Genomic DNA, 24835 nt, shown 5'->3' on the forward strand with positions numbered 1-24835 from the left:
GGTGGGTGACGTGGAGGTCAAGGAACGGCTGATCGTCGCGCTGGAGGGGTTCCTGGCGCCGATCCGGCAGCGCCGGGCCGAGATCGAAGCCGACCGGGGCCTGGTCGACCGACTGATCGTCGAGGGTACGGAGCGGACCCGCCAGGAGGTACGCCAGACGGTGCTCGAGGTACGCCGGGCGATGGGGCTGACCGGCGCGTACCAGCAGGTGCGGCGGCGGGCTGAGCGGAGCCGGCGCCGGACGGACGCCTCGACCTGAGGCCGGGGCGTCCGGTAGGCGACGTGGCGCCGGGTCCGCTGAGACACCGTCGGGGTCTCAGCGGATTCGGACGTCAGCCAGTTCCAGGGCGCAGAATGCGAGGGTGAGGAGGATTCTCGACATTCGTCCGGTGCCGGCGGGGCTGACGCACCGGACCACGATGTTCGAGATCTTCTTCGACCTGGTCTTCGTCTTCGCGCTCACCCGGGTCATCACGTTCATGGCGGGGTCCCCGAGCGCGCTCACCCTGGCCCAGGGGCTACTCCTCCTGCTCCTGCTGCTGTACTCCTGGTCGCCGTACATCTGGGTGGGAAACCTGGTCCGGCCGGACGTCGGCCTGGTCCGCGCGGTCACCCTGGTCGCGATGGCGGCGATCTTCGTGGCCGCGCTGGTGTTGCCGGACGCCTGGCAGCAGAGTCCGGAACTGTTCGACGCGCCGCTGACTCTCGCCCTGGCCTACGTGGTCGGCCGGGCCGTGCAGCTCGTGATCCTGTTCTGGGCGAGCGCGACGAACCCGCCACTGCGCTCGACGCTGCGGTTCTTCACAGTGCCGGTGGTGCTGGGCTGGGTGCCGCTGATCATCGGTGCCCTGCTCGGCGGTGCGGCCCAGACGGCACTCTGGACGGTCGCGTTTCTGCTGAACATCGGCGGCGCCCGGATCGCGTCCACCTTCCGGCCGTGGCAACTGCGCAGCGTGGACCACTTCAGCGAGCGGTTCGGCCTGGTGCTCATCATCGCGCTGGGTGAGTCCCTGATCTCTGCTGGCGCAGGCCCGAGGGCGATGGCGCCGGTCGGCTCCGCCCTACTGGCCGCCCTGCTCGGCCTCACCAGCACGGTCTGCCTGTGGTGGCTCTACTTCGATCGGCTGGCGTCCGCCGCCCGGGAGGCGGTCAGCGCCGTGCCGGGTGAGCGACGGGCCCGCGTCGCCGGTGACGCGTACGGCCTCGGGCACTCCACGCTGATCATCGGCGCCATCTACGTCGCGCTCGGCATCGAGGAGGTGATCGCCCAGCTCACCGAGGAGTCGGCGCACCCCGGCCGGCTGGGCTGGGAGGCCGCGGTCGCGCTCTACGGCGGTGCCGCCCTCTACCTGCTCAGCAGGTTGGTCTTCCGCCGGCTCACCGTTGGCGCGGTGTACCCGCCGCAGGTCGTCGCCGCGCTGCTGCCGCTGGCCATGCTGCCGATCGGCCGATCTCTGCCGCCACTGACGGCGCTCACCCTGCTGACCGCTCTCCTGATCGGGGTGACCTGGTTCGAGCGACGGTTGGACCGACGCGACGAACGACCCGAGGTGGCACAGCCGGACCCTTCCTGAGCACCGCCGCACCCCCGGTGCAGCCCGGCCACGAAAAACCTGACGCGCGGGTGTCGATAACAGCAGCCCGCGTTCGTCGTCATGCTGTACGGCGACACGCCGCACTGAGAGGAGCCGAAACGTGAAGTACATGCTGCTGTTCATGAGCCCCATGGTTGACGGGGAGGTCGTCGACAACGGGTGCAGCTTCGAGGACTGGATCCGCTACGACCGGGAGATGAAGGACGCCGGGGTCTGGGTCTCCGGGCACCCCTTGCAGGACCTGACCACCTGCACCACGGTGCAGGTCGGCCCGGACGACGAGCGCACGATCACCGACGGACCGTTCGCCGAGACCCGCGAGCTGCTCGGCGGGTACGACGTCATCGACGTGCCGGACCTCGACGCCGCGCTGGACTGGGCGGCCCGCAGCCCCGGGGCCATCGGCACCGGATCGGTTCAGGTCCGTCCGATCTTCGAGATCGACGCGCAGGTCTGAGCATGAAGGGCGAGGGGGCAGCCGTCGGGTCGTCGGTGGAGGCGGTGTTCCGAGAGGAACGCGGCCGACTGCTCGCCTCGCTCGTGCGCCGCTTCGGCGACCTCGACCTGGCCGAGGAGGTGACTTCCGAGGCCATCGAGGCGGCGCTGAGGCACTGGCCGACCGACGGCGTCCCGAGCCGGCCGGGCGCCTGGCTGCTCACCACGGCTCGGCGTCGGGCCGTGGACCGGCTGCGTCGGGACCGGGTGCTGGCGACCCGGCTCGCCGTCCTGCAAGCGGAGGCAGAGCGGGCCGATCACGCGCCGCCCGCCGACGCGGATCGCGACCTGCCCGACGACCGGTTGGCGCTCTTCTTCACCTGCGCGCATCCGGCGCTGGCCGCGCAGGATCGCGGCGCGCTCACCCTGCGGTTCCTGGCCGGCCTCACGACCACCGAGGTCGCGCGGGCCTTCCTGGTGCCGCCCGCCACCATGGCCCAACGACTCGTCCGCGCCAAACGCAAGATCCGCGACGCACGCATCCCGTTCCGGGTGCCCGGCCCCGACGAGTTGCCCGGTCGTCTGCCCACGGTGCTCCAGGCCGTCTACTCGGTCTTCACCGAGGGGTACGCCGCCAGCTCCGGCCCGGATCTGCAACGGATCGACCTGGCCGAGGAGGCCATCCGGCTGGGCCGGATCCTGCGTCGGCTGCTGCCGGCCGAGCGGGAGGTCGCCGGGCTGCTCGGCCTGATGCTGCTGGTCCACGCCCGACGGGACGCGCGTACCGGGCCGGACGGCGCCATGATCCTTCTCGACGACCAGGACCGTGGACGCTGGGACCGTCAGATGATCGAGGAGGGGCGCGGCCTGGTGGTGGTCGCGCTGACCGGCCCAGCGCCCGGCCCGTACGGCGTGCAGGCCGCCATCGCCGCGCTGCACGACGAGGCCGCGGACGTGGCCAGCACCGACTGGCCGCAGGTGGTGGCGCTCTACGACGTGCTGCTCGGTCTGGTGCCCTCACCGATCGTGGCGCTCAACCGGGCCGCCGCGGTCGCCATGCGGGACGGGCCGGCGGCGGGGCTCGCGCTGCTGGACGAGTTGGCCGACGATCCTCGGCTGCGCGGCCACCACCCCTACCCGGCGGCGCGGGCCGACCTGCTGCACCGGCTCGGCCGGTACGACGAGGCCGCGACCGCGTACCGCAGCGCGTTGACGCTGGTCGGCACCGAACCGGAGCGCGCGTACCTGCTCGGCCAGCTGAGAGCCGTCACGAACGAGTGAGCTGTACCCTTCCCGGGTGAGTCTGCCTCTGCCTCCCGGGCCGTTCGCCGCGTACCTGTTCGACTGCGACGGCACCATCGTCGACTCGATGCCGCTGCACTACCTGGCCTGGCAGCGGGCCCTCGAGGAGTGGGGCTGCGAGTTCCCCGAGCACCTCTTCTACGCCTGGGGTGGGCGGCCCACCGCCGACATCATCGTCGCGCTCAACGAGCAGCAGGGTCTGGCCATGCCGGTGGCGGCCGTCGTCGAGCGCCGGGAGAGCTACTACCAGGAGTTGCTGCCGCAGCTCGCCGCCGTGCCCGAGGTGCTGGCGCACATCCACGACGCGCACCGGCGGGTCCCGTTCGCCGTCGTCTCCGGCAGCACCCGCGCGTCGGTCACCGCCTCCCTGGAGGTGCTCGGCCTGCTGGACCGGTTCGACGTGCTGGTCTGCGCCGACGACTACACCCGGTCCAAGCCCGACCCGGAGGCGTTCCTGCTCGCGGCGGAGCAGCTCGGCGTACCCCCGGAGTCCTGCCTGGTGTTCGAGGACACCGACCTGGGCATCCAGGCCGCGACGGCGGCCGGCATGGCTTCGGTACGCGTGCCGCAGCAGCGCACGCCCTGACGTCTCAGGCGACCGTGAGCAGGAGCTTGCCGGCGTAGGACGTCTGTAGGCGCTGGTGCGCGTCCCGCACCTTGCCCAGCGGGAACTTCTCCGCGACGTGCACCACGAACGGCCCGGCCTCGATGAGTTCGTTGAGGCGCTGCAACTGTCGAGGGCTCGATTCGCCGTCGTACGGGCGGACCATGACACCCGGCCGCTCCTGCGGCTCCGGCCGCACCCCGTGGGCGAACGCGACAACCCCGCCGTCGGCCAGCGCCTCGGTGAGCCGGTCCAGCGTCGCGCCGCCGGCCATCGCCAGGATGGCGTTCACCCCACCCGGCGCCGCGTCTCGGATCCGGGCCAGCACGTCGGTCATGTCACCGTGGCCGTCGAGGGACACGTCGGCGCCGAGCCGGCTCACCAGCGCGACGCCGTCCACCCCGGATGCCACGGCGATCACGTTCAGCCCCTGCCGCTTCGCCAACTGCACGGCCAGGTGGCCCTGACCGCCGCTCGCACCGAAGATCAGCAACCAGGCACCGGCCGACAGGCTGACGGTGTCGAGCCCGGCCAGCGCGGTCAGCGCGTCGGTGGGCATGGCGCCGGCGTGCTCGGCGGGCACACCATCGGGCACCTTCGCCGCGTACTCCGCCTTGACCACCGCGTACTCGGCGTAGAGACCGCCCTTCGGCCGCGTGGTGGCGGAGACGTAGACCAGGTCACCCACAGCCAGGCCGGTCACCTTGCTGCCGGCCGCGACGATGGTTCCGGCGCCGTCGGAGCCGGGCACGATCGGGAGCGTCGATCCCTCCGGCACCAGCATCCCCTGCCGCTCGTACGCGTCCCACACCCCGACACCGGCGCTCAAGACCTTGATCAGCACCTCGTCGTCGGCGACCTTTGGGATCGGCAGCTTTCGCAGGGTGATCACCTCCGGCCCGCCGAACTCGTCGAAGGCCGCGGCCTGCATCCGCTCTGGCACATCCCCGTCAACCATGTGGATTCCCTCTCCGTGCCGGCGTCACCGTCGCAGCATGCCGGCTAGGGAACGGGCGTGGCCCGGAGCCGAGCGGCGTTCACCCACAAGGGCGAACACCCGCGCTCGGTGGGCCTGGCCGGGCGTAGCCGGGGCAGGCACGGGAATGTCCGCGTACCGCGCCGGGCGCGAGCGCGGGTGCGTTCGACGTGCGCGGGTGCGTTCGACGTGAAGGAGCGGGCGCGTCGCGCCGGCCGCAGGACCGATGGAGGGGGCATGGTGCACGCTCCGTCGACGCGGGCCACGGCCTGGCTCCTGGTGGCACTGACCACGGCCTCCGGTTGCCTCGACGTGATCTGTCTGACCAAGCTCGACGGCTACTTCGCCAGCGTGATCACCGGCAACCTGGTGCAATTCGGCCACGCGCTCGCCACGGCCGACACCCGCTCGCTCGCGGGGGCGGTGGTGGCGGTTGGCGGGTACGCGGTGGGCGTGGCCGCTGCCACGGTGCCGTTGCGCCACACCCCGCCGGGTTGGAACCGCGGTACCGCCCTGGTGACGTCAGCCGAGGCGGTGCTGCTGCTCGGCTTCACAGTGGGCTGGTCTGCCTGCTCGGCACGTCCCGGGTACGGCTTCGGGCTCGTGCTGCTGGCGATGGCGGCCGTGTCGAGCGGCATCCAGAGCGTGATCACCGTGGCGGCCGGCGTACGGGGTGCGTCGACCACCTACCTGACCGGCTCGCTGACCGAGTTGGTCCGGCGTCGCGTCGTCGACCCGCACCGGTTCGCCGACGTGGGTGGCGTCGGCCGGCTGGCGGGGCTGGTGGTCGGCGCGGCGCTCGGCACGGTGGTGCTGCGTACGGCCCCGACCTGGGCATCCGTGCCGGCGGCGGTGCTGGTGATCGCCGTGATCGCGTTCGCGATCGGTCTGACCCTGCGGGCGAGAACCGCCGCCGGCCGAAGCCAGCCGAGTTGACCGGAGCCGCGATCAGGAGGTCTGCGGCTCCGGGCCACGAAGCGCCTGCTCGACGGCGTCGCGGACGCGGGCGTCCTCACGCGCTTTGCTCTGCACCCGGCTGCGGCGTCGGTAGAGAAACGCCCCGACGAGCACGGCGATCAGCACGACGAGCGCCAGCACCAGCGTCCAGGGCAGGGCCCAGCCGTGCGCGGTGACCTGGACCGGCTTGAGCGAGGTGGTGGAACCCGAGGCGTCGGTGAGCAGGGGTGTCAGGGTCGCGGTCGCGGCCAGCGAGATGGCGGGAGCCACCCCGTGTACGGGCACCGTCACGTCCCAGCTCTCACCCGGAAGCAGCTCCGGCGGCGCGGCGACATCCTCGGCCCGCACCCGCAGCAGGCCGAACGGGCCCGAGACGGTCACCGCCTGCTTACCGGACAGGGCCGCGTTGCCGACGTTGTGGACCTTGTAGGTGATGGTGGCGTCACCCTTGCTGAACGGGTTGGTCGGTCCGGCGTACGTGACGTGGAGGTTCTCGATCGCGAGGTTCGGCTTCAGCTCGCCGCCCACCCGCAACTTGATCCGGATACCGAGGCGCCGGTCGACGTTGATCCCCTCAGCCTGGTCGGCCTGGGTCAGCGTGGTGAGGATGCCACCGACGTAGTCCCCGGGCGTGGCGTTCTCCGGAACGCTGACCTTGAAGGGGACCTGGGCGGTCTTTCCGGGCTGGATGACGACGCTGCCGGCGTTCGGCTTCACCCAGGCGCCGATCGCGATCGACTTCTTGTCCTTGGTGAGCAGGTCGAGCTGGCCGGCGTCGGTGGTGAAGCCGTCGGCCGCGTACACGGAGAGGGTCAGCGGCGCCGGGCCGCGGTTGGCCACGACCATGGCGTCCTCGACGGCACCGCCCGGATTGACGTTGTAGCTGTAGCTGGACCGGGCCTCGCCGTAGTCGTTGGAGGCCGTCCGGACCGTCCAGGCGACGTTACCGTCCGCCGCCAGGGCGGGACCGGCGCCGACACCGACGGCCGCGACGACGGCGAGCAGGGACAGTGCTGTCGTACGGAGGCGTGTCTTCCAGCGCGTTACGGGCGGGTACATGTCAGTTCCTTGAGGTGATCTTGGGAGGGGTGCAATGGGTGGCGGGGTAGGCCCCGAAGGTGCCTACCCCGCCGAATGGAACAGTTCGGTCAGCTGCTCAGTGCGGTGATCGTGAGGGTGGTGCGGTAGCTGCCCTTCGCGATGCTGTCCGGGATCTTCAGATCCAGGTCAGCGCCGAGCTTGGCGCCGCCACGCGGGTGACCCTGCGCGGCCGCGGCGAGCGCGCTGGAGACCGAGAGGCCCTTGCCCTGGTCGTCGAGCGACGACAGGACCGCGGCACCGGCCTCGGCACCCGCGCCGGCGTCGAGCACGTACGGGTTCCAGCCGAGGTAGGAGCCGGAGAACTTCTTGTCGGCGTCGGAGAAGTCGCCGACGTTGGCCGAGATCGACCACGGGGCGAGTGACCGGCGGCTGTCCGACACGAGGATCGGGTTGATCTTGCCGTTGGCCTGGAAGTAGGTGCCGTTGCGCTCCTGCGCGGTGCCCAGGTCGACCAGACCGTTGTAGCCGTCGATCGTCCAGCCGAACTCGCCCGGGGCCGGGTTCGGCACGTTGACCTGGATGGCCTGACCGTCACCGTGGAACGGGTGCACCGTCACGTTGTCGACGATCGAGCCGACCGGCTGGCCCTCCGGGGTGTTGACGCAGGAGAGGCCGGCCTCGACCGACGCGTTCGGTGCCGCGCAGGTACCGCTGCGCACATTCGCCAGGACCAGCTTGTCGCCGCGCACCTGCACCTTGACGTAGCTGCGGACGTGCTCCTGGTTCTGCACCGAGTTGTACCAGTACTTGTTCGGGTCCAGCGGGTCCGGGCCGTTGCCCTTGATGCCGGTGCCGGTGGCGTCCGGCTTCTTGATGTCGTAGTACTTCGAGCCGGAAGCCGAGTTGGCGGTCACGTAGATGACGCCCCCCGGGCCGGGGAAGACATCGGCGGCACCCGGCTTCTCGGCCGGGTTCTCCTTCTGGCCGTTCTTGATGGAGTAGCTGCGCGAGTAGCTGTGGTCGTGACCCTGGAGCACCATGTCGATGCCGAGGTTCGAGAAGGCCGTGGTGAAGTCTTCCCGGCGCTGCTTGTTGTCGGTGTCGGTCGCGTGGCTGGCCGGCGAGTAGATGGAGTGGTGGTAGACCAGCACCTTCCACTTGGCCTCGGAGCCGTGCTTGTTCACCACGTCGGTGATGTACGAGACGTGCGCGGCGTCGCCGGCGTTGCTGCCGTCGGTCGGCAGCTTGTAGCTGTTGCTGTTGATGTCGATGAACAGCACGTCCTTGTAGACGAACCAGTAGTCGCCACCGGACTTGGTGCCCGCCGGGTTCCCGTTGTCGTAGTACGGGGCCGTGCGGTCGGTGTTCGGGGTGAAGTGGTGCTGCTCGTAGGACTTGCCGCCGACGTCGTGGTTACCGATGGTGGCGACCACGGGGTACTGACGCAGCTGGTCGGGGGCCATGAACGAGGTCCACTGACCCTCGTCGTTGGCGGACTCGACGTGGTCGCCGCCGGAGACCAGCAGTTCCGCGTTCGGGTTGGCCGCGGTGGCGACCTTCAGGGTGTCCTCCCAGCCGGCCTGGTCCTTCAGCCGGTCGCCGGAGGAGCCGATCTGCGGGTCACCGAAGAACAGGAAGTCGTAGTCGCCCTCGAAGTCCTGCGTCTTGAAGGCGTACGTCGGGGACCAGCTGCCCTCGGTACCGACCCGGTACGAGTACGCCGTCTTCTCACGCAGGTTGCTGATCGTGGCGTGCCGGTTGAACCCGGTGGTGGAGGTGTTCGCCGCGCCGACGGCGTCGAAGCTGACCGCGCCGGCCGGGAACTCGCCGTTGACGATCTCGGCGGTCGGGGCGAGCTGGATCTTCTGCGCGGTGTCGGCGGAGGAGTACCAGGTCACGATGCGCTGGGTCTCGTTGGCGCCGACGCCGAGGATCACGCTGCTGATCGTGGTGGACTCGGCCGCGCTCGCGGTGGCCATCAGGCCACTGCCGAGGGCCGCGCCCAGACCGAGGAACCCGGCTGCGACCCCGGCGACCAGGCGCCGCCGCACGAGCGCGGAGGCCCGTGTCGAGGTGCTCAATGTCATCGACATTGTTCCCTTTTCAAATAGAGAAATGGATTGTGCCTTCACCCGACGCTGGGGAAGCAATTCCACGCTTTCGCCGCCCGATGAACCGGCCATGAACGTGATCTTGCGAAAGACTGCACTTCACGAACTACTTAGCCCTACTCATGATCCAGAAATGCGCTGCACAAACCAGATCAACCCCATAAGGGACACTGCTGCGGAAACAGCCCCGGTAGCCCAGAGGCCGGCTTTCGGCGCACGACGGCGCAGCACGAACAGCAGCGGGAAGACGACAGCGATAATCGTCAACTGAACGGCCTCGATGCCGACGTTGAACACCAGCAGTGACCACAGCAGGGTCCACGACCACGCCGCGTCGATGCCCAGCGCGCCCGCGAAGCCGAGGCCGTGCACGAGGCCGAAGCAGAACACCACGCCGAGGCGGGCCCAGCCGGCCCGATCCAGGCTGAAGTGGCCGCGCCCGGCCGTCTCCAGGTCGGCCGCGTGCTCACCACGCCGCCAGATCCCCCACAGGTGCCAACCGGCGACGACGGCGATCGACAACGCGATGATCGGCTCCACGATCACCCCCGGCACCTCGACCAGGCCGAGCGCGGCGAGCATGAACGTCACCGAGTGCGCCAGGGTGAAGCTGGTGGCCGCGAGCACGATCTCCCGGAGCCGCCGAGACCCGGCGATGAGCGCCAGCAGGAACAGGATGTGGTCGATCCCGGTCAGCAGATGCTCGGCGCCCAGGAGGAAGAACTCGCCGAACCGCTCGTACCAGGCCTGCGCGGTAGAGAAGGACGGGTTGGCGGCGTCGAGCGCCGCGCTGCCCGAACGGCCGTCGATCTCGTAGGTGACGATCGTCTTCGTGCCCTTGACGTAGCCCTCGCCATCCGGGAAGAGGCCGCTGCGCACCACGTGCTCGTCGACCCGCTCCGGGCAGGTCCAGTCGAGCAGCAGGTCCGCGTACGGCACGCCCTCGCGCTCGCCGATCATCGCGTCACCCACCGGGGTCGGCCGGCAGTCCGCACCCCCGGAACTCACCGAGAACCGGTCGGAGACGTACCCGAGAACCGCGGACGCGTGACCCTTCAGGGCGGCGGCCTGGGCGGCGGTGTCGCCCGCCTCGAACGCGGCGGTTCCCGCCCGGAAGAGCGGGTCGTCGTCGCCGGCATCCGCGGCGGACACGACGAGGAGGTCGTATTCGAGCTCCACCTCGGTTCGAATGTGACCCTCATCTCCCGCCGCAATTTTCGCGTACACAGTCGACGAGAAACCGTGCGCAGACGCCGGTTCGGCTCCCACAAACGGAATCACTGCTGCGGCGAACCCGACAGCGGCGACGATAACGGTACGGCGGATGCGGCCTGACATTCGACTCCCTCGGTTGGCCAGTGCACGTTGCATGCCGTGGGTGAACACCAACCCGCGCACCGACGAACCGCCGGAGAACAACTTCCCCGAACGACCGCCCACCGATTAACGGTGACCGGAACTGAGATAGGAATACGAAGAAGTACGCGCACTTTCCGCCACCACCCGGAGGACGATCACCTTGCGCCCCCCGCTTCGGGCCGTTGCCATGCTGGCCGCGACCGCCGCGCTGGTCACCGCCTGCAACTCCAGCAACGACTGGTCCGAGCCACGTCCCGCGCCCAGCGCCATCGGCACTCTCGGCCCCGGCTTCGTCGACCCCTCCACGAAGCCCGCGCCGGAGGCGACCATCACCCCGCAGCCCGGCTCGTGGGCCGACGTCCACCCGCCGAAGGACTACCGGGTCGTCCTGTTGACCAGCGGTACGGACAACCCGACCAGGGCCCTCGTGACGGCGGTGAAGGAGTGGGCCGACGACGAGCACGTCGACCTGAGGACGATCGTCGTCGGCAACGCGCACGACACCGTTCCCAGCATCGCCAAGGCGATGGAGATGGGCCCGGACCTCATCGTCAGCGCGGGCAACGACCTCATCGACGGGCTCGCGCTGGTCACCCCGAACCATCTGGACGAGAAGTTCCTCGTGGTCGGCGCGGAACTCGCCGAGCCCACCCACAACGTCACGGCGGTCGACTGGGACGGCGCGTCGTTCCGTGGCGAGGGGCTCGGGATGTCCTCGACGTACGACCCGAACTCGTTCACCGCGGACCGGTGCGCGGCGGCCGTCCGGGCGGGCGTGGCCGCCGTCCTCAACGACCTGACCGGGATCGTGGTCTGGCTCTGACGCTCGGGCTCCGCCGCGCGGCCGCGCGACCCGGCGCGGAGGCTGTGCACCTCCGCGCCGGGCCTGCGGGTCACCCGGCGGAACAGGTGGGGGTCATCCCCGCACCGGTGCCACTGCCCTGGTAACCGAACTCGGTCGACTGCCCGGCCGCGATGGCGCCGTTGTAGGCGACATTGGTGAACTGAACGGTCCCGGTGCTGCCGCTCCGGTTGGCGCTCCAGATGCTGGTGATGCTGGCACCCGACGGCAGGGTCATGGTGACCGTCCAACCGTTGACCGGCGCGGTGCCAGCGCTCACCCGCACCGTGGCGACGAAACCGCCCGTCCACTGGTTGACCGACACCGTCGCCACACAGCCACCACCGGTCGGGGGCGGGGTGGTCGGAGGCGGCGTGGTCGGCGGCGGCGTGGTCGGAGGCGGCGTGGTCGGAGGCGGCGTGGTCGGAGGCGGCGTGGTCGGAGGCGGCGTGGTCGGGCCGTCAGCCAGGACCGGGGTCGGCCAGTCCCGCCAGTCGGCCAACCGGCCGAGCGCCCTACTGGAAATCCGGATCACGCCCGGCTCGTTGCCCGTCTTCAGCAGGAACTTGCGGATGTTGTTCTGCAACGGGGTACGCCACTCGGGGCGGTTGGCGCAGTGGCTGCCGTCCTGCACGTCGGACCAGTAGGTGATGTTGTCGCCGGCGCCGAGCGCCTTGTAGACCTCGGCGCCGCCCAGGGCCGCGACACTCGCCGACCGGGGCCCGAGGTTGGCGATGTGCGGGTTGTCCATGATGAACAGTCCGCGCGGTGCCACCATGGCGACCATCTCGTGGGTGTCCACCGGGAGCCGGTTCGGGCTGCCGGTGAAGGACCCGAACGCGTCACCCAGCCAGGGTTGCTCTCCGTACGCGCTGCTCAGGCTCTGCGCGCCCTCACCCGGGATGCCCCGGAAGATGGGGACGCCCGCGCTGCCCGATTCGATCGGCATGGTCAGGGCGATGCGCTGGTCGAACACACCGACCGCGAAGGCGCCCTTGCCGTAACGGGAGCAGCCGGTGACGCCCATCGCGTCCGCCTTGAGGGTCCTGCCGTCGGACTGCTCGATGACGTCGATGATCCGACTGACGCCCCACCCCCAGGCGGCGAGCAGTCCGGTGCTGCTCGATGAGCCGTAGATGCTGTAGAACGCGCCCTGCTTGTTGTTCCGGGGAGTGCCCTCGCGGCCGACTGCCAGTGGGTCGTAACTGATCACGGCAGCGCCGGCGGCCTTGATGGTGGCCGTGTCAGCGCCGAACCCGCCGACGACCACGACGGCCGGGAACGGACCGGTGCCGCTCGGCAGCTCGACCCGCGCCGAGAAGCTGGTGCTCCTGCCGTTGTGTGTCACGTTGACGGTGACGGTGCTGCTGGACACCGTTCCGGTGACCGTCGCGGGCTTGGCGGGCTTGTCGCCGAAGACGAACTTCTCGGCAAGCTCCTTGATCTCCGCCCGCCGGCAGCGCCAGTCGGACTTCGCGGTGATGGTCGTCCCGTTCAGCTTCTTGAAGGGATCGGGAAGCTTGGCGTTGGTGGGCAGCGAGCCCAGGTCAGGCAGACCGGACACGGCGCAGTCGGCACCCTCGTCCTCCACTGCCGCGGCCAGCGTGCCCACGGCGGCTTGAGCGTTCGTCGTTCGTGTCACTGCCGATACCGATCCGGCGACCGTGAGCGCTGCCAGCGCCAGCACGACGACCAGGAACCGGGTTCTGGGACGGCCCGAGGGGATGGTCACCAGAGGTCTCCTTCCGAGGTGGTGGTTACAGGAAGGGACGAAGCGAGATCGATGATCACGATTGCCAGCCACGTCAAGCCTGAGGCGACTCATTGGAGGGTGTCAATGTTTTTCCGAAAGTTTCGGCCCCGAGGATATGGGCCCTCCCGCGCCTGCAGGACGAATCGCGGACAGCGAAAGCCAGGGGGTACCGTCGGCGGCCCAGCCAGGCTGGCCAAACCACCGATGCCGATGTTCAGCCCCAGCAGATGTCGTGTCGGAAACATTTCGACGTCCACCGATCTGGCACGGCGGCCAGCGGTCCGGCGCGCCGAGACCTGGGGCCTGACCAGGGCGATCCGACGCCCGTTACCGGGGGCGCCGGGCCACGTGGATCGGGACGGAATTTCTGATGATCAACAGTTAGAGTGCGGCCAACACCCCCCTCAACGGAGATGACGTGAACCGCACACCGTCGAAATTCTCGCGCCTCGCCGCGGCGACAGCGCTGCTGGCAACGGCCACCATCTTCAGCGCCCCACACGCGGCGGCTGCCGCCGAGGCGCTGCCCGAGCTGTTCGTCTCGTTCCACAATGAACCCGTTGCTGAGATCGACAACAACGGCAGCACCGTCGGCATGTACGTCTACAACTACGGCGAGGCCCCGGCGACGGCGGTGACGGTCACCCTGGACCTGAGCAAGGTCTCCGACGCGGTCACCGCGTCCGTGCCGGATCACAGCGACTGCAAGCTCGCCGACACCAAGGTCACCTGCAACGTCGGAGCGCTCAACGCCGGCCAGGTCGAGTCCGTCTACCCCCTGACGCTGACCAGCCGCCAAGGTGCCGCCCCCGGCGACGCCGGCTCGGTCACCGTCACCATCGACGGCGCCGAAGACGACATGGCACCGGGCAACGACACCACCTCGTTCCCGGTCACGGTGCTCCCGTCCGGCCCCGATCTGGTCGCCGCCGCACAGGACCTGAACGACAAGAAGACGCCGGTCGGCCCGGGTGACACCGTCCCGCTGTATGCGGGCGTCGGCAACGAGGGCGACACCGCCGCCGAGAACTTCACCGTACGGGTCGGTGTTCCCACCGGCGCCACGTTCGCCGAGCGGTACAGCGACTGCACCTACACCGACTACTACCCGGACGACATCGGCAAGCCTTACGTGTACGGGCCCAGCGAGGTCACCTGCGCGGTCCCGACGAGCCTCGCACCCGGCGACGGTCTGCTCTTCTACGACGACGAGACCGGGACGTCGCTCTTCAACATCAACTTTGGCCGCAACCTGGACGGCCCGAGTGAGAACTACGGTTTGGTGAATGTCGCCCTCGCCGGGCAGGAGCGCTCGGCCAAGGGCAGCACCCGCACCAAGGGCACCGGGCCGTCGTTCGCCGAGGCTGTTCGCAAGCTCGCCGCGAAGGGCGCGAAGGGTGACCTCGCGCGGCAGCGCGCGGCGCAGGGCGAGCTCGACGAGTCCGACAACTACGCGTTGTTCGGCTTCTGGACCAAGCCGAACACCCTCGACATCTCGGTGACCGCGCCAGCGGTCAAGGGTGCCGCCGGTCAGACGGTCGACGTCGTCTACGAGGTCGTCAACAACGGTCCCTCCGACGGTGGCGGCCCGTCAGTGATCATCACGGCGCCGACCGGAACGGTCCTGCTGCCCAACGTGTGGTGCTGGCCCGACGTCCCCGAGCAAGAATCGGCCAAGCTCCAGTGCAACTTCGAGAGCGAGTTCCCGTCCACGGCATCCGGTTGGGGCCGCATCAGGTCTTCCGTCCAGGTGAAGATCAAGTCCACTCCGGGCACCGATGGCACGATCGTGGCCCGCAGCGTCACCGCGGCGTCCGAGTCAAAGCCGGAGAACAACACCGCCCGGATCGTCATCACCAGCGGCACTGCCGGCGGCGGTGACGACGAGGGCGGATCGGGTGGCGGCCTGCCCATCACCGGCGCACCGGCCGCCATGCTCGCCAGCGGCGGTGCGGCAGTGCTCGTGCTCGGCGCCGCGCTGCTCGTGCTGTTCCGCCGTCGCCGCGTGGTGTTGCAGATCCCGCGCGACTGATTCAGCAACAGGTAACAGCGGGGGTGGGCCGACGCTGGCCCACCCCCGCTGTGTTTCCGGTGTCGAGGCCGCTCACCTCGGCCCGCGGTCCAGGAACTCGTACGTGGTGGTCAGGCCTTCGGGCAGGTCGGGGACCAGGGCGTTGGTGCCGTCGACCACCTGGACGTAACGCTTGCCCTGGAAGATCGAGTAGCTGCCGTCAGGCACCTGATCGATCCGGAAGAGCTGCGTCGAGGCGGCGGCATCACACGCCCGGCCGCGTACGCTGCCCGGCGCGGCGTCGTGCACGACGGCCATGCAGATCGCGTCGGCACTCGACGCCAGGACGATCCGGTACCTGCCGCCCTCGGGGCGCAGCACCCACAGCGCCCGATCGTCGATGCCCTGTTCGGTGGTGGCCCGCACCTGATCGCCGTCGCGGTCGATCGCCAAGGTGGCCCCGCGCATGCCGGGCAGCACGATCTGGACCTGCCGCCGGCCGCCGAGGATCTCCTGCGGTCCCGCCGAGGCGGTCGCGGACGGGACCACTGGCGGTGCGACCTGGGTGGCCGGTCCGACACCGGGCGTCTCGACGTCGTTCCGCACCTGCACCAGGGCTGTGCCAGCGGCGAGGGCCACCACGGCCAGCCCCGCTACGCCGACGGCCGTCCGACGCCGCCGACGCCGGTCGCTGCGGTGCCGCAACGTCTGCGCTCCGGGCAGTGTGGTGACTCGCCGGACCTCGTCCACGATCGCGGTGAGATCGTCGCGCGGATCAGCCATGGGAGGTCTCCTCCTGGTGCGCATCGGTCAGCAACCCGGCCATCGCTCGCCGACCACGGGCGAGGTACGTCTTCACGGTTCCGACGGGTGCCTGCATCTCGGCTGCCACCTCCGCGACGCTGAGGTCGTTGAGATGGTGCAGCACAACCGCCCGCCGCTCGTTGGCGCTCAAGCGTTGCAGCGCCTGCAACAGCGCGACGTGGTCCTCGTTCAGTCCGGGCACGCCCTGGTCGACCGCGGCCCGGCGGTGCGCGCGTACCCGGTTGAACGCCTTGCGCCAGCTGCTCACCGCGATCCGGGAGGCCACCCGGCGGACCCACGCCTCCGGACTGTCCGTCTCCCGCACCGTCGCCCATCGCTGCCAGGCCCGCATGAACGCCTCGGCGACGGCGTCCTCCGCCTCGGCGCGGTTGCCGGTGAGCGCGTACACGTGACCCACGACCCGACCCGCACAGGCCGCGTAGAGGGCATCGAACTCTTCGGCGTCACGCATCCGACCGGTGCCCTCCCATGCCTCGTCCCCTGGTCACCGCCGCATGGAACTCGCCCGGGTGGACCGGTCGCGTCGGCGCGGGGCGCGATTGTGGTCTCCGTCACACCGCAGTGATCAACCTGACGACCTGGTCAGGCGTCATCGTGCCGACCCGGGAGACGCCCGTGGCGGAGAGGACGATGTGCGACGACGGCAACGACGCGCCCTGACAGCCGGCGTACTCGCGACCGCGCTGGTTGCGGCGGGCCTGATCGCCCAACCGGCGAACGCGCAGGAGAAGCCGACGGCCACGGCCCCCGGCACCCACGGAACCTTCACCCTGATCACCGGGGACCGGGTTTCGCTGGACGCGGCGGGGCGCCCACAGATCCAGCGCGGGCCGGGTCGGGCCGGCATGCGGTTCGTGAGCAGCCGGGAGGACGGTCACCAGTACGTCATCCCGGTGGACGCGATGCCGCTGGTGCGGGACGGGCGGCTGGATCGCCGCCTGTTCGACCTCAGCACGCTCGGCGAGTTCGGCTACGACGACCGGGCGGCCGAGTTGCCGCTGCTGGTCGCGTACCCCGAGAGCATGGCGGCGCGGGCACGGACCGCGACCACCGGGGGTGCCGGGCGGGTGCGGGCCGACCTCCCGGCCGCGCACGCGCTCGCGGTCCGGACGGACCGGGACGACCGGGTGACCCTCTGGACGTCGCTCACCCGAGGTACGTCGTCCGCGCGCACCCTCACCGCGGGCGTCACCCACATCTGGCTGGACGGCAAGCGCACGGTCTCCCTCGATCGCAGCGTGCCGCAGATCGGTGCCCCGGCGGCCTGGCAGGCCGGTTTCGACGGCACCGGCGTCACCGTCGGCGTGCTGGACACCGGGATCGACGCCGGCCACCCCGACTTCGCCGGCCACCTCGCCGAGGTCCGGGACTTCACCGGCGGCAACGACCCCGGCGACTCGGTCGGCCACGGCACCCACGTGGCATCGACGATCGTCGGTAGCGGCGCCGCCTCCGGCGGCAGGTACCGCGGGGTGGCACCGGGGGCGAAGCTGCTCGTCGGCAAGGTCTGCGCCACCACCGAATGCCAGGACTCGGACATCATCACCGGCATGCAGTGGCTCGCGCCGCAGACCCGGGTGGTCAACCTGAGCGTGGGCGGCGACGACGCACCCGGCCTCGACCCGCTGGAGACCGCGGTCCAGGAGCTGAGCCACCGGTACGGCACCCTCTTCGTGGTCGCGGCCGGCAACGAGGGGAAACCGAAGTCGGTCTCCTCGCCGGCCTCCGCCGACGACGCTCTCGCCGTCGCCGCCGTGGACGCCGACGACCAGCGGGCCTACTTCTCCAGCCGGGGCCCGCGCATCGGCGACAACCACATCAAGCCCGAGATCAGCGCGCCGGGCGTCGACATCGTGGCCGCCGCCCCCGGCGGCGACTACGCCACCATGTCGGGTACGTCGATGGCGACCCCGCACGTGGCCGGCACCGCCGCGATTCTCGCTGGGCAACACCCGGACTGGACCGGCCCGCAGCTCAAGGCCGCCCTGATGGACTCGGCCAAGCCGACCGGCGAGGACACCATCTACGAGCAGGGCGCGGGCCGGGTGGACATCGCCCGCGCTGTCTCCCAGCCGGTCGCCACCGACATCGCCGCCATCGACTTTCCGGTGCAGCGCTGGCCGCACGCTGACGACAGCCCGATCACCCAGGTCGTCGGCTACCGCAACACGGGCACCGCGCCGGTCACCCTGACACTGGCCATCGCTCCGGCTCCGGCGGGCATGCTCACCGTCAGCCCGACCACGCTAGTGGTGCCGGCCGGTGGCCGCGCCGAGGCGACGATCACGGTGGATACCCGGGTGGACGCCCCGGACGGCGTCTACCAGGGCGCGCTGACCGCGACCGGCGCCGGCGACCTGCGGGTACGGACGCCCTTCGTGTTGAACCGTGAGATCGAGAGCTACGACGTACGGCTCGACCACACCGGACGCGACGGCAAGCCGGCCACCGAGTACACGACAGTGGCGGCGAACCTGACCACCGCCGAGTTCAGCACCCTGCCCGCGACACCGGGCGGCGGCGTCCTGCGGCTACCCAAGGGTCGGTACGCGCTGTACAGCACCATCCACGAGGGTGCCGTGTCAACCCTGCTCGCGCAGCCGGTCCTGGACGTACGCGGCCCGGTCACCGAGGCGGTCGACGCCCGCAACGCCAAGCCGGTCGCGTTGACAGTGCCGCAGCACGACGCCGCGCCGATCTCGATCAACGTGAGCGCCAACTGGGACGACGGCTTGCGCTACCCGGGCGTCCAACTCAGCGGAGTGTCAGTCACGGACGTCTTCTTCGGCCGGCTCGGGCCCGCCGTCGCGGCACCCGAGTTCACCGCGACGCTGGGCGTCGGGCTCGCCCGGCCAGGCAGGGACGGCACCTTCCGGAACAGCCCCTACACCTACGACCTGGCGTACGTCGGCAAGGGCGACATGTTCACCGGCCTGACCAGGAAGCTGTCGTCGAAGAACCTCGCCACGGTCAAGACGACCTACCGCAGCCAGTCCACGACGGCCACGGCCACCCGGTTCCACCGCGCGTCGGCGCCCGGAGGCGCGGGCCCGATCGGGTCGAACACGCCTGTCGACCTGCCGTTCAAGGGCACCGAGTACTACAACACCGACGGCGGCATCGTCTGGACGTCCACGTTCGTCGAGGGGGACAACCTCACGACGCAGGACTCGACCTTCAGGTCGGGGCGTACGTACACCCAGACCTGGAACGCGGCACCCTTCGGACCCACCGTGACCCAGGCACCGACCCTGTCACCCCTGGGGTACGCGGGCCGCGACGGCGACACCATCTCGATCGCGTCGGTGCCCCTGTTCGGCGACGCGACCGGTCGCCCCGCGAGCCGCGACGACCAGCCGGTGCGGTTCCGGCTGCTGCGCGACGGTAAGGAGATCGGCACCTCGGACAGCCCGTGGGCCGAGTTCGCGGTGCCCGCCGGGAAGGCCACCTACCGGCTGGAGGCGACCGCCACCCGAGGCGCACCGGACACCCTGTCGACGTCGGTCTCGGTGGCCTGGACCTTCACCTCGGCGCACACCACGTCGCCGGAGCGGTTGCCTCTGACCACGGCTCGCCCGACGCCAGTGCTCGACGACACCAACACCGCACGGACCGGCCGGAGCATGCCGATCCCGGTGGCGCTGGACCGGCAGGCCGGCTCGAAGGCCGCGCCCAACCGGACCCTCGCCGTGTCCGCGTCGTTCGACGACGGCCGGACCTGGGTCGCCCTGCCGGTGATCCGGAACGTCGCGCTGATCAGTCATCCACGACGGGCCGGATTCGTCTCGCTGCGGCTGACCGCCACCGACACCGCTGGCAACACGGTCACGCAGACGATCCAGCGGGCCTATCGGATCGCCTGACGTACTACCCGGTCCGGGGCGGCTGCTGGAGCCGCCGCCCCGGACCGGACCTCAGTGCCTCGGTGTAACAGTGCCTCGGCGTATCGGCGTATCGGTGCCTCAGTGCCTCAGGCGGTGAGGGCACCGTCGATGGCGATGGACGCGCCGCTGATGAATGTGGCCTCGTCGCTGAGCAGGAACGCGGTGAGCGCTGCGACCTCGTCGGAGGTGCCGGCTCGTCCGGTCGGCTGCGCCGACAGGTGTCGCTCCGCGACCTCCGGGGCCTGGCTGACCACGCCCTGCCAGAGCGGGGTGTCGATCAGGCCGGTGACCAGGGCATTGACCCGCACACCGGAGCGCGCCACGTCCAGTGCCGCCGAGCGCGTCAGACCGATGACCCCGTGCTTCGCCGCGTTGTAGGCGGCCTGGGTCCCGTCGCCCTTCACGCCGGAGACCGAGGCGTTGTTGACGATCGCGCCACCGCCGGAGGCGATGATCGCCGGGAGCTCGTACTTGAGGCCGTAGAAGACGCTCGTCAGGTTGAGGGCGAGCGACCGGTGCCAGTTGTCGCTGTCGGTCTCGCGCACGCTGGCCATCGGGCCACCGCCGGCGTTGTTGAACGCGCCATCCAGCCGCCCGTACTGCGTCACCGCGGCGTCGACGAGCCGCGCCATGTCCTCCTCGACCGTCACATCGGCGGGCACGAAGAGGGCGCTGCCGCCCGCGTTCCTGATCTGCGCGACGACCTCCTCGCCCCGGTCCTTGTCGCGGGCACCGATGACGACGCGGGCCCCTTCCGTGGCCGCCCGCTGGGCGAACGCCAGGCCCATGCCCCGCGTACCGCCGGTCACGACCAGCACCTTTGCTTCCAACCGTCCAGACATTTCGTCTCACATCCACTTCGACTGGCGAGCCGCCACGGGGCCCGCAGGCTCTTGGTGAGACGGAACGCTAGCCCTTTCTGGAACGTTCGACAAAGTAACGGGACTCACAGGCGAGGCCTTTAGCTCTGCACCCTGCGACCTCAATAAGTTCTTTCAGGTGTCAGAACGGTACAAATGATCCGGCTAACCACCCGCCGGAGCGCTGTAACCGCTGGCACATTCTTTGGTGGTCGTTCCATAAACAGTTAGCGTTCGACACGTCGCAAGAATCCGCGCAAGTCAATCCTAAGGAACAGTCATGCCCACAGGTCGCGCCGCCCCGGAGTCCCAGCGGTGGAAGGCCCTGTTGTTCATCTCCATCGCTCAACTGATGGTGGTGCTCGACGGGGCGGTCATGAACATCGCGCTCCCCTCGGCGCAACAGGCGCTGCACTTCACCGACGGGAGCAGGCAGTGGGTGGTCACCGCGTACGGTCTGGCCTTCGGCGGCCTGCTGCTGGTCGGCGGCCGGATCGGTGACATGGTCGGGCGCAAGCGCACCTTCCTGATCGCGCTGGCCGGCTTCGCGATCGCCTCGGCCATCGGCGGCCTGGCCGTCAACGCCGCGATGCTGCTGCTCGCCCGGGCACTCCAGGGTGTGTTCGCGGCCCTGCTCGCGCCGGCCGCGCTCTCGTTGCTCTCGCTGTCCTTCACCCAGCCGAGGGAACGCGCGAAGGCGTTCGGCGTGTTCAGCGCGGTCTCGATCGCCGGCGGCGCTGTCGGTCTGATCGTGGGAGGCCTGCTCACCCAGTACCTGAACTGGCGCTTCGCGATGTTCGTCCTCGTGCCGATCGCGGCCATCGGAATCCTGGGCGCCAGTCGCACCGTCCACGACGACGGCGAGCGGCACCGGGCCCGACTCGACCTGCCCGGCGTACTGCTGGCCAGTTCCGGACTCGTCGGCCTCGTCTACGGGTTCGGTGTCGCCGAGAGCCGCGGGTGGTCGGCGGGGGTGACCATCGGCTCGTTCACCGCCGGGGTGCTGCTGCTGGCGACCTTCGTCGTGGTGCAGGCGCGGGTCACGTCCCCGCTGTTGCCACTGCGCGTCCTGACCGAACGCAACCGGGCCGCCGCGTACCTCTCGGTGGGCCTTGCGATCGTCAGCATGTTCGGGATGTTCCTCCTGCTCAGTTACTACTTCCAGCAGGTCAAGGGATGGTCGCCGGTGCTGGCCGGGTTGGCGTTCATGCCGATGGCCGTGCCGCAGGCCATCGGTGCCACGCAGATCGGCGCTCGACTCGCGCACCGGATCGCACCCCGGCCGATCATGGTCGGCGGGTACCTCGTCACCGCTGTCGGTCTGGCGCTGTTGGCCTCGCTCGACGCGGACAGCGGCTTCCTGGAGATCGCGTTCGCCGAAGCGGTGATCGGGCTCGGCATCGGCACCGCGTTCATGCCCGCGATGAGCATCTCCACCCACGGCGTCGAGCCCAAGGACGCCGGTGTCGCCTCCGCGATGATCAGCTCGTCGCAGCAGGTCGGCGGGTCGATCGGCACCGCACTGCTCAACACCATCGCGACCAGCTCGGCCGCCACCTACCTGGTCTCGCACGGTGGCCCGGCGGCGCGAGTCCAGGAGCGGAACGAGGCGCTGATGCACGGCTACTCGGTCGCGTACTGGGTCGCCGTCGGCTTCGTGGTCGCGGCGGCCCTGGTCTCGGTGGCAATGGTGAACGCCGGCGCCCCGAAAGACGTCCCGACCCCGACGGACGCCCTCGGGGACGTCACCCCGGTGCCCGTGCACTGATCGCTGACGCGCCTGTCGATCCGGCGCGGTGACCGAGGACACGGTGCACCGAATCCGCTGAGAGGGTGGAATCAGGGTGTGAGCAGAGAAGGCACCGGCGAGTGACGTCGTGAGGTCCACTCTTTCGAGCCGCGATCCGGGTTCGTCCAGCGCTGGCACGACGCCTGCGGCGTACGAACCGAATCGGGCGACGTCCGCCCATCGGCAGCGCTGGGCGGTGCAGACCATGGCTGTCGCGCCCGACGACCAGGTGCTGGAGATCGGCTGCGGTCGGGGAGCTGCCGTCTCCCTGGTCGCCGGCCAACTCACCACCGGTCGGATCGTCGCCATCGACCGTGCCGCGACGATGGTGCGGCTCGCGACCGAACGAAACCTGAGCCACATCGACGCAGGTAGAGCCGAGATCCGGCGAGCAGGGTTCGAGTCGGCCGACCTTCCGACCGGCCACTTCACCAAGATCTTCGCGGTGAACGTCAGCCTCTTCTGGTTGGGCGACGCGGCGCAGCAGATCGCTCGGATGCGCAGCCTGCTGGCACCGGGCGGACGGCTCTACGTCTTCGGCGAGCGACCCACCGAAGCGCACGCCACCGCGAACCTCGCCGCGACCGAAGTACTGCTCGAAACCCACGGTTTCGCCACGACCACATCGAGCGCCACCCGTGGTCAGGGCCAGGTGCTGACCTGTGTCACCGGCACGCCGATCGCGTGAGCCTGGGCTGATCGCAGCGTGACATGAGCCGGGCGGGCTCGGCATGACGCCGAGCCCGCCCGTTGCGGGTCAGTCGAGCGTGATCAAACAGGGTCAGCGCTGCAGGGTCAGCAGACCCGGCCGGTACGGCAGCAGGCCGTAGTCGCCGCCGGAGCTGGGGGAACGACCCTGGTAGAGCAGTTGCAGGTTGCACGCGTTGACGGTCATGGTCTGGTCGGCGTTGGTGCGCAGCAGCTCACCGTGGCTGATGTCGTTGGTCCAGGTGGCACCGCTGTTGGCCTTGCCCGCGAACGGGTTGCTCTCACTGGTGGCCTGCGGCGTCCACGAACCGCCCAGGCTGGTCGCCGTGAACGAGCGGAAGTAGCGGCCCTGCGAACCGATCGCCTCGACGATCATGAGGTACTTGTTCAGGCCCTGGAGCTTGTAGACCTGGACGGCCTCGAACAGGTTGTTCGTCGAGTCGGTCATGATGGTCGTGTAGTTGGAGCCGAAGCTTCCGGGGAAGTTCCCGATCGGCATGCTGGCCCGGTAGATCTTGCCGTTGTCACCAGCGAAGAACAGGTACATGTTCGTGCCGTCACCGATGACCGCCTGATCGATCGGACCGGTACCGGAGCCGGTGATGCTGCCGGTGAACAGCGTCTGCGCCGCCGACCAACCGTTCGGGTTGGTCGGGTCGGTCGAGGTCCGGTACGAGAAGGCCGGCCCACCCCACTGGTAGGCGAGCACCCAGATGTTGCGCGGCGCGAAGTAGAACAGCGACGGCGCGACGGTCGCGTTGTTCATCGCGTTCTGGCTGGCCGAGCCCATCTGCGAGTAGTTCGAGAAGAGGCCGAAGTTCATCGAACCCCAGCTGCTCCCGTTGTCGTGGGTGGTCGCGTAGACCAGCTGCTGACCGTTGTACGGCGCGACGGTGAAGTCCTTCAGCGACACCCAACCCGACCTCGGCTGCGCCAGCGCACCGGTCGACGACCACCGGTACGTCGAGGGAAGATCGCAGGTGCCGCCCGGCGGCGGGGTCGTCGGCGGCGGCGTGGTGGGGTCGGTCCCACCGCCAACGCGGACGAACTGCCACTGCTGGTTGGTGCCGTTCCAGTCGTCGTACTGCACGATGTTTCCGCCGTCGGCGGTCGAGGCGCCCTGCACCTCCATCACCTTGTTGCTGTTGCGGTTGATCAACCGGACGTAGCCGCTGTCCGAGTCGGCCAGCCGGAACTGCTGGTTGGTGCCGTTGAGGTCACTCCACTGCACGATGCTGCCACCGTTGGCGGTCGAGAAGCCCGAGACGTCCAGCACCTTGCCGGACAGCCGCGACTTCACCCGGTAATAGCCACCACCGGAGTCGACGAACTGCCACTGCTGCTGGTTGCCGTTGTTGCGCGCCCACTGGGTGATCCGGGCACCGTCATTCGTGGCCAGGTTGTAGACATCCAGGGCCTTGCCGCTGTTGCGATTGACCAACACGTACCACGCGTTCGTGTCGACCGACGCCGCGGCGGCGGGTGACGACACCACCGCTACGGCAGCGCCACCGACCATCAACGCCGCCGCGCTGGCGGCGAGGATGCGGGGCAACCACCAACGCCGCCGCGACGGCATTGCGATCGATGGAGACCTATCGAGGGCAGACATGATCCTCCTCCAGTGACCAAGAGCCGAACGGCCTGCCCGAGGGTGGGCGTACCGCGACGCGTGGCCGAGCGCGCAGGCGTCAGAGAGTTAGCGTTAACAAGACGCCGGCGAGCTATGGCGCACGCCTGATTCGAGATCGACGAAGCAGGGCTTGCCCGGAAAGCCGAGGTGT

The 24835-nt window shown here is 69.8% G+C and carries 19 protein-coding genes and 1 pseudogene; 11 read left to right on the forward strand and 9 right to left on the reverse strand.

What is annotated here, in order from left to right:
* From DLJ58_RS07160 to DLJ58_RS07180, 5 genes and pseudogenes are all read left to right on the forward strand, one after another.
* Positions 1–259 (forward strand): annotated as a pseudogene (locus tag DLJ58_RS07160) (tryptophan--tRNA ligase); the annotation flags it as partial.
* 103 nt (positions 260–362) lie between these two features.
* Positions 363–1574 (forward strand): low temperature requirement protein A, encoded by a 1212-nt coding sequence (locus DLJ58_RS07165; RefSeq protein ID WP_124854417.1) that lies wholly within the window; start codon positions 363–365, stop codon positions 1572–1574.
* A 130-nt stretch (positions 1575–1704) separates the two neighbouring features.
* Positions 1705–2052 (forward strand): YciI family protein, encoded by a 348-nt coding sequence (locus DLJ58_RS07170; protein WP_124854449.1) that lies wholly within the window; start codon positions 1705–1707, stop codon positions 2050–2052.
* Positions 2053–2054: 2 nt separating this feature from the next.
* Positions 2055–3311 (forward strand): RNA polymerase sigma factor, encoded by a 1257-nt coding sequence (locus DLJ58_RS07175; RefSeq protein ID WP_124854418.1) that lies wholly within the window; start codon positions 2055–2057, stop codon positions 3309–3311.
* A 16-nt stretch (positions 3312–3327) separates the two neighbouring features.
* Positions 3328–3918, forward strand: a complete 591-nt coding sequence (locus tag DLJ58_RS07180; protein WP_124854419.1) for an HAD family hydrolase — start codon at positions 3328–3330, stop codon at positions 3916–3918.
* A 4-nt stretch (positions 3919–3922) separates the two neighbouring features.
* Here the strand turns inward: DLJ58_RS07180 and DLJ58_RS07185 are convergent, their stop codons facing one another.
* Complete coding sequence (locus tag DLJ58_RS07185) at positions 3923–4894, reverse strand: quinone oxidoreductase family protein (protein ID WP_208740913.1); 972 nt, start codon at positions 4892–4894, stop codon at positions 3923–3925.
* A gap of 255 nt (positions 4895–5149) precedes the next feature.
* On the opposite strand from DLJ58_RS07185, the gene DLJ58_RS07190 reads away from it, so the two are divergent.
* Positions 5150–5848, forward strand: a complete 699-nt coding sequence (locus DLJ58_RS07190) for a YoaK family protein (RefSeq protein WP_124854420.1) — start codon at positions 5150–5152, stop codon at positions 5846–5848.
* A gap of 12 nt (positions 5849–5860) precedes the next feature.
* Here the strand turns inward: DLJ58_RS07190 and DLJ58_RS07195 are convergent, their stop codons facing one another.
* The 3 genes from DLJ58_RS07195 to DLJ58_RS07205 all read right to left on the reverse strand — a co-directional run bounded on the left by DLJ58_RS07195 (position 5861) and on the right by DLJ58_RS07205 (position 10200).
* Positions 5861–6928 carry a WxL protein peptidoglycan domain-containing protein gene (locus DLJ58_RS07195; protein ID WP_124854421.1) on the reverse strand — a complete coding sequence of 356 codons (1068 nt, stop codon included), beginning with the start codon at positions 6926–6928 and terminating at the stop codon, positions 5861–5863.
* Between the two features lie 89 nt (positions 6929–7017).
* Positions 7018–8997, reverse strand: a complete 1980-nt coding sequence (locus tag DLJ58_RS07200) for a purple acid phosphatase family protein (RefSeq protein ID WP_124854422.1) — start codon at positions 8995–8997, stop codon at positions 7018–7020.
* Between the two features lie 144 nt (positions 8998–9141).
* Entirely contained in the window at positions 9142–10200 is a 1059-nt protein-coding gene (locus DLJ58_RS07205; protein ID WP_244218825.1) for a HupE/UreJ family protein, read from the reverse strand.
* A gap of 340 nt (positions 10201–10540) precedes the next feature.
* Between DLJ58_RS07205 and DLJ58_RS07210 the strand changes: the two genes are divergently transcribed.
* Complete coding sequence (locus DLJ58_RS07210) at positions 10541–11203, forward strand: type 1 periplasmic-binding domain-containing protein (RefSeq protein WP_124854424.1); 663 nt, start codon at positions 10541–10543, stop codon at positions 11201–11203.
* A gap of 70 nt (positions 11204–11273) precedes the next feature.
* Here DLJ58_RS07210 and DLJ58_RS07215 read toward each other — a convergent pair whose 3' ends face one another.
* Positions 11274–12953 carry a glucuronyl esterase domain-containing protein gene (locus DLJ58_RS07215; protein ID WP_244218826.1) on the reverse strand — a complete coding sequence of 560 codons (1680 nt, stop codon included), beginning with the start codon at positions 12951–12953 and terminating at the stop codon, positions 11274–11276.
* A gap of 439 nt (positions 12954–13392) precedes the next feature.
* Between DLJ58_RS07215 and DLJ58_RS07220 the strand changes: the two genes are divergently transcribed.
* Positions 13393–15006, forward strand: coding sequence for a COG1361 family protein (locus DLJ58_RS07220; protein WP_124854426.1), 1614 nt, complete (start codon positions 13393–13395; stop codon positions 15004–15006).
* 72 nt (positions 15007–15078) lie between these two features.
* Here DLJ58_RS07220 and DLJ58_RS07225 read toward each other — a convergent pair whose 3' ends face one another.
* Both DLJ58_RS07225 and DLJ58_RS07230 read right to left on the reverse strand, forming a co-directional pair.
* Positions 15079–15768 (reverse strand): RICIN domain-containing protein, encoded by a 690-nt coding sequence (locus DLJ58_RS07225; RefSeq protein ID WP_124854427.1) that lies wholly within the window; start codon positions 15766–15768, stop codon positions 15079–15081.
* Positions 15761–16261, reverse strand: a complete 501-nt coding sequence (locus DLJ58_RS07230; protein WP_091396991.1) for a sigma-70 family RNA polymerase sigma factor — start codon at positions 16259–16261, stop codon at positions 15761–15763. The genes DLJ58_RS07225 and DLJ58_RS07230 overlap by 8 nt, the downstream gene beginning before the upstream one ends.
* Before the next feature lie 181 nt (positions 16262–16442).
* On the opposite strand from DLJ58_RS07230, the gene DLJ58_RS07235 reads away from it, so the two are divergent.
* Positions 16443–19673 (forward strand): S8 family peptidase, encoded by a 3231-nt coding sequence (locus tag DLJ58_RS07235; RefSeq protein ID WP_158629554.1) that lies wholly within the window; start codon positions 16443–16445, stop codon positions 19671–19673.
* Between the two features lie 107 nt (positions 19674–19780).
* On the opposite strand, the gene DLJ58_RS07240 is transcribed toward DLJ58_RS07235, so the two are convergent.
* Positions 19781–20503: an SDR family NAD(P)-dependent oxidoreductase gene (locus DLJ58_RS07240; protein WP_244218827.1), complete on the reverse strand. Its 723-nt coding sequence runs from the start codon at positions 20501–20503 to the stop codon at positions 19781–19783.
* Between the two features lie 331 nt (positions 20504–20834).
* Here DLJ58_RS07240 and DLJ58_RS07245 point away from each other — a divergent pair, with 331 nt between their 5' ends.
* The gene (locus DLJ58_RS07245) at positions 20835–22322 is read left to right on the forward strand and encodes an MFS transporter (protein WP_124854430.1); all 1488 of its coding nucleotides are present in this window, start codon (positions 20835–20837) and stop codon (positions 22320–22322) included.
* A 226-nt stretch (positions 22323–22548) separates the two neighbouring features.
* Positions 22549–23031, forward strand: a complete 483-nt coding sequence (locus tag DLJ58_RS07250) for a class I SAM-dependent methyltransferase (protein WP_124854431.1) — start codon at positions 22549–22551, stop codon at positions 23029–23031.
* 93 nt (positions 23032–23124) lie between these two features.
* Here DLJ58_RS07250 and DLJ58_RS07255 read toward each other — a convergent pair whose 3' ends face one another.
* Positions 23125–24663 (reverse strand): non-reducing end alpha-L-arabinofuranosidase family hydrolase, encoded by a 1539-nt coding sequence (locus tag DLJ58_RS07255; RefSeq protein ID WP_124854432.1) that lies wholly within the window; start codon positions 24661–24663, stop codon positions 23125–23127.
* Between the last annotated feature and the right edge of the window lie 172 nt (positions 24664–24835).

Origin of the sequence: Micromonospora arida (assembly GCF_003857035.1) — a bacterium.
GTDB classification, from domain to species: Bacteria; Actinomycetota; Actinomycetes; order Mycobacteriales; family Micromonosporaceae; genus Micromonospora; species Micromonospora arida.

Excerpts from the sequence above, each read along its gene's own strand:
- DLJ58_RS07170 (WP_124854449.1), top strand. The coding sequence starts at position 1,705 with ATGCTGCTGTTCATGAGCCCCATGGTTGACGGGGAGGTCGTCGACAAC.
- DLJ58_RS07175 (WP_124854418.1), top strand. The coding sequence starts at position 2,055 with ATGAAGGGCGAGGGGGCAGCCGTCGGGTCGTCGGTGGAGGCGGTGTTC.
- DLJ58_RS07185 (WP_208740913.1), bottom strand. The coding sequence starts at position 4,894 with ATGGTTGACGGGGATGTGCCAGAGCGGATGCAGGCCGCGGCCTTCGAC.
- DLJ58_RS07190 (WP_124854420.1), top strand. The coding sequence starts at position 5,150 with ATGGTGCACGCTCCGTCGACGCGGGCCACGGCCTGGCTCCTGGTGGCA.
- DLJ58_RS07195 (WP_124854421.1), bottom strand. The coding sequence starts at position 6,928 with ATGTACCCGCCCGTAACGCGCTGGAAGACACGCCTCCGTACGACAGCA.
- DLJ58_RS07200 (WP_124854422.1), bottom strand. The coding sequence starts at position 8,997 with ATGACATTGAGCACCTCGACACGGGCCTCCGCGCTCGTGCGGCGGCGC.
- DLJ58_RS07225 (WP_124854427.1), bottom strand. The coding sequence starts at position 15,768 with ATGGCTGATCCGCGCGACGATCTCACCGCGATCGTGGACGAGGTCCGG.
- DLJ58_RS07230 (WP_091396991.1), bottom strand. The coding sequence starts at position 16,261 with ATGCGTGACGCCGAAGAGTTCGATGCCCTCTACGCGGCCTGTGCGGGT.
- DLJ58_RS07245 (WP_124854430.1), top strand. The coding sequence starts at position 20,835 with ATGCCCACAGGTCGCGCCGCCCCGGAGTCCCAGCGGTGGAAGGCCCTG.
- DLJ58_RS07250 (WP_124854431.1), top strand. The coding sequence starts at position 22,549 with ATGGCTGTCGCGCCCGACGACCAGGTGCTGGAGATCGGCTGCGGTCGG.
- DLJ58_RS07255 (WP_124854432.1), bottom strand. The coding sequence starts at position 24,663 with ATGTCTGCCCTCGATAGGTCTCCATCGATCGCAATGCCGTCGCGGCGG.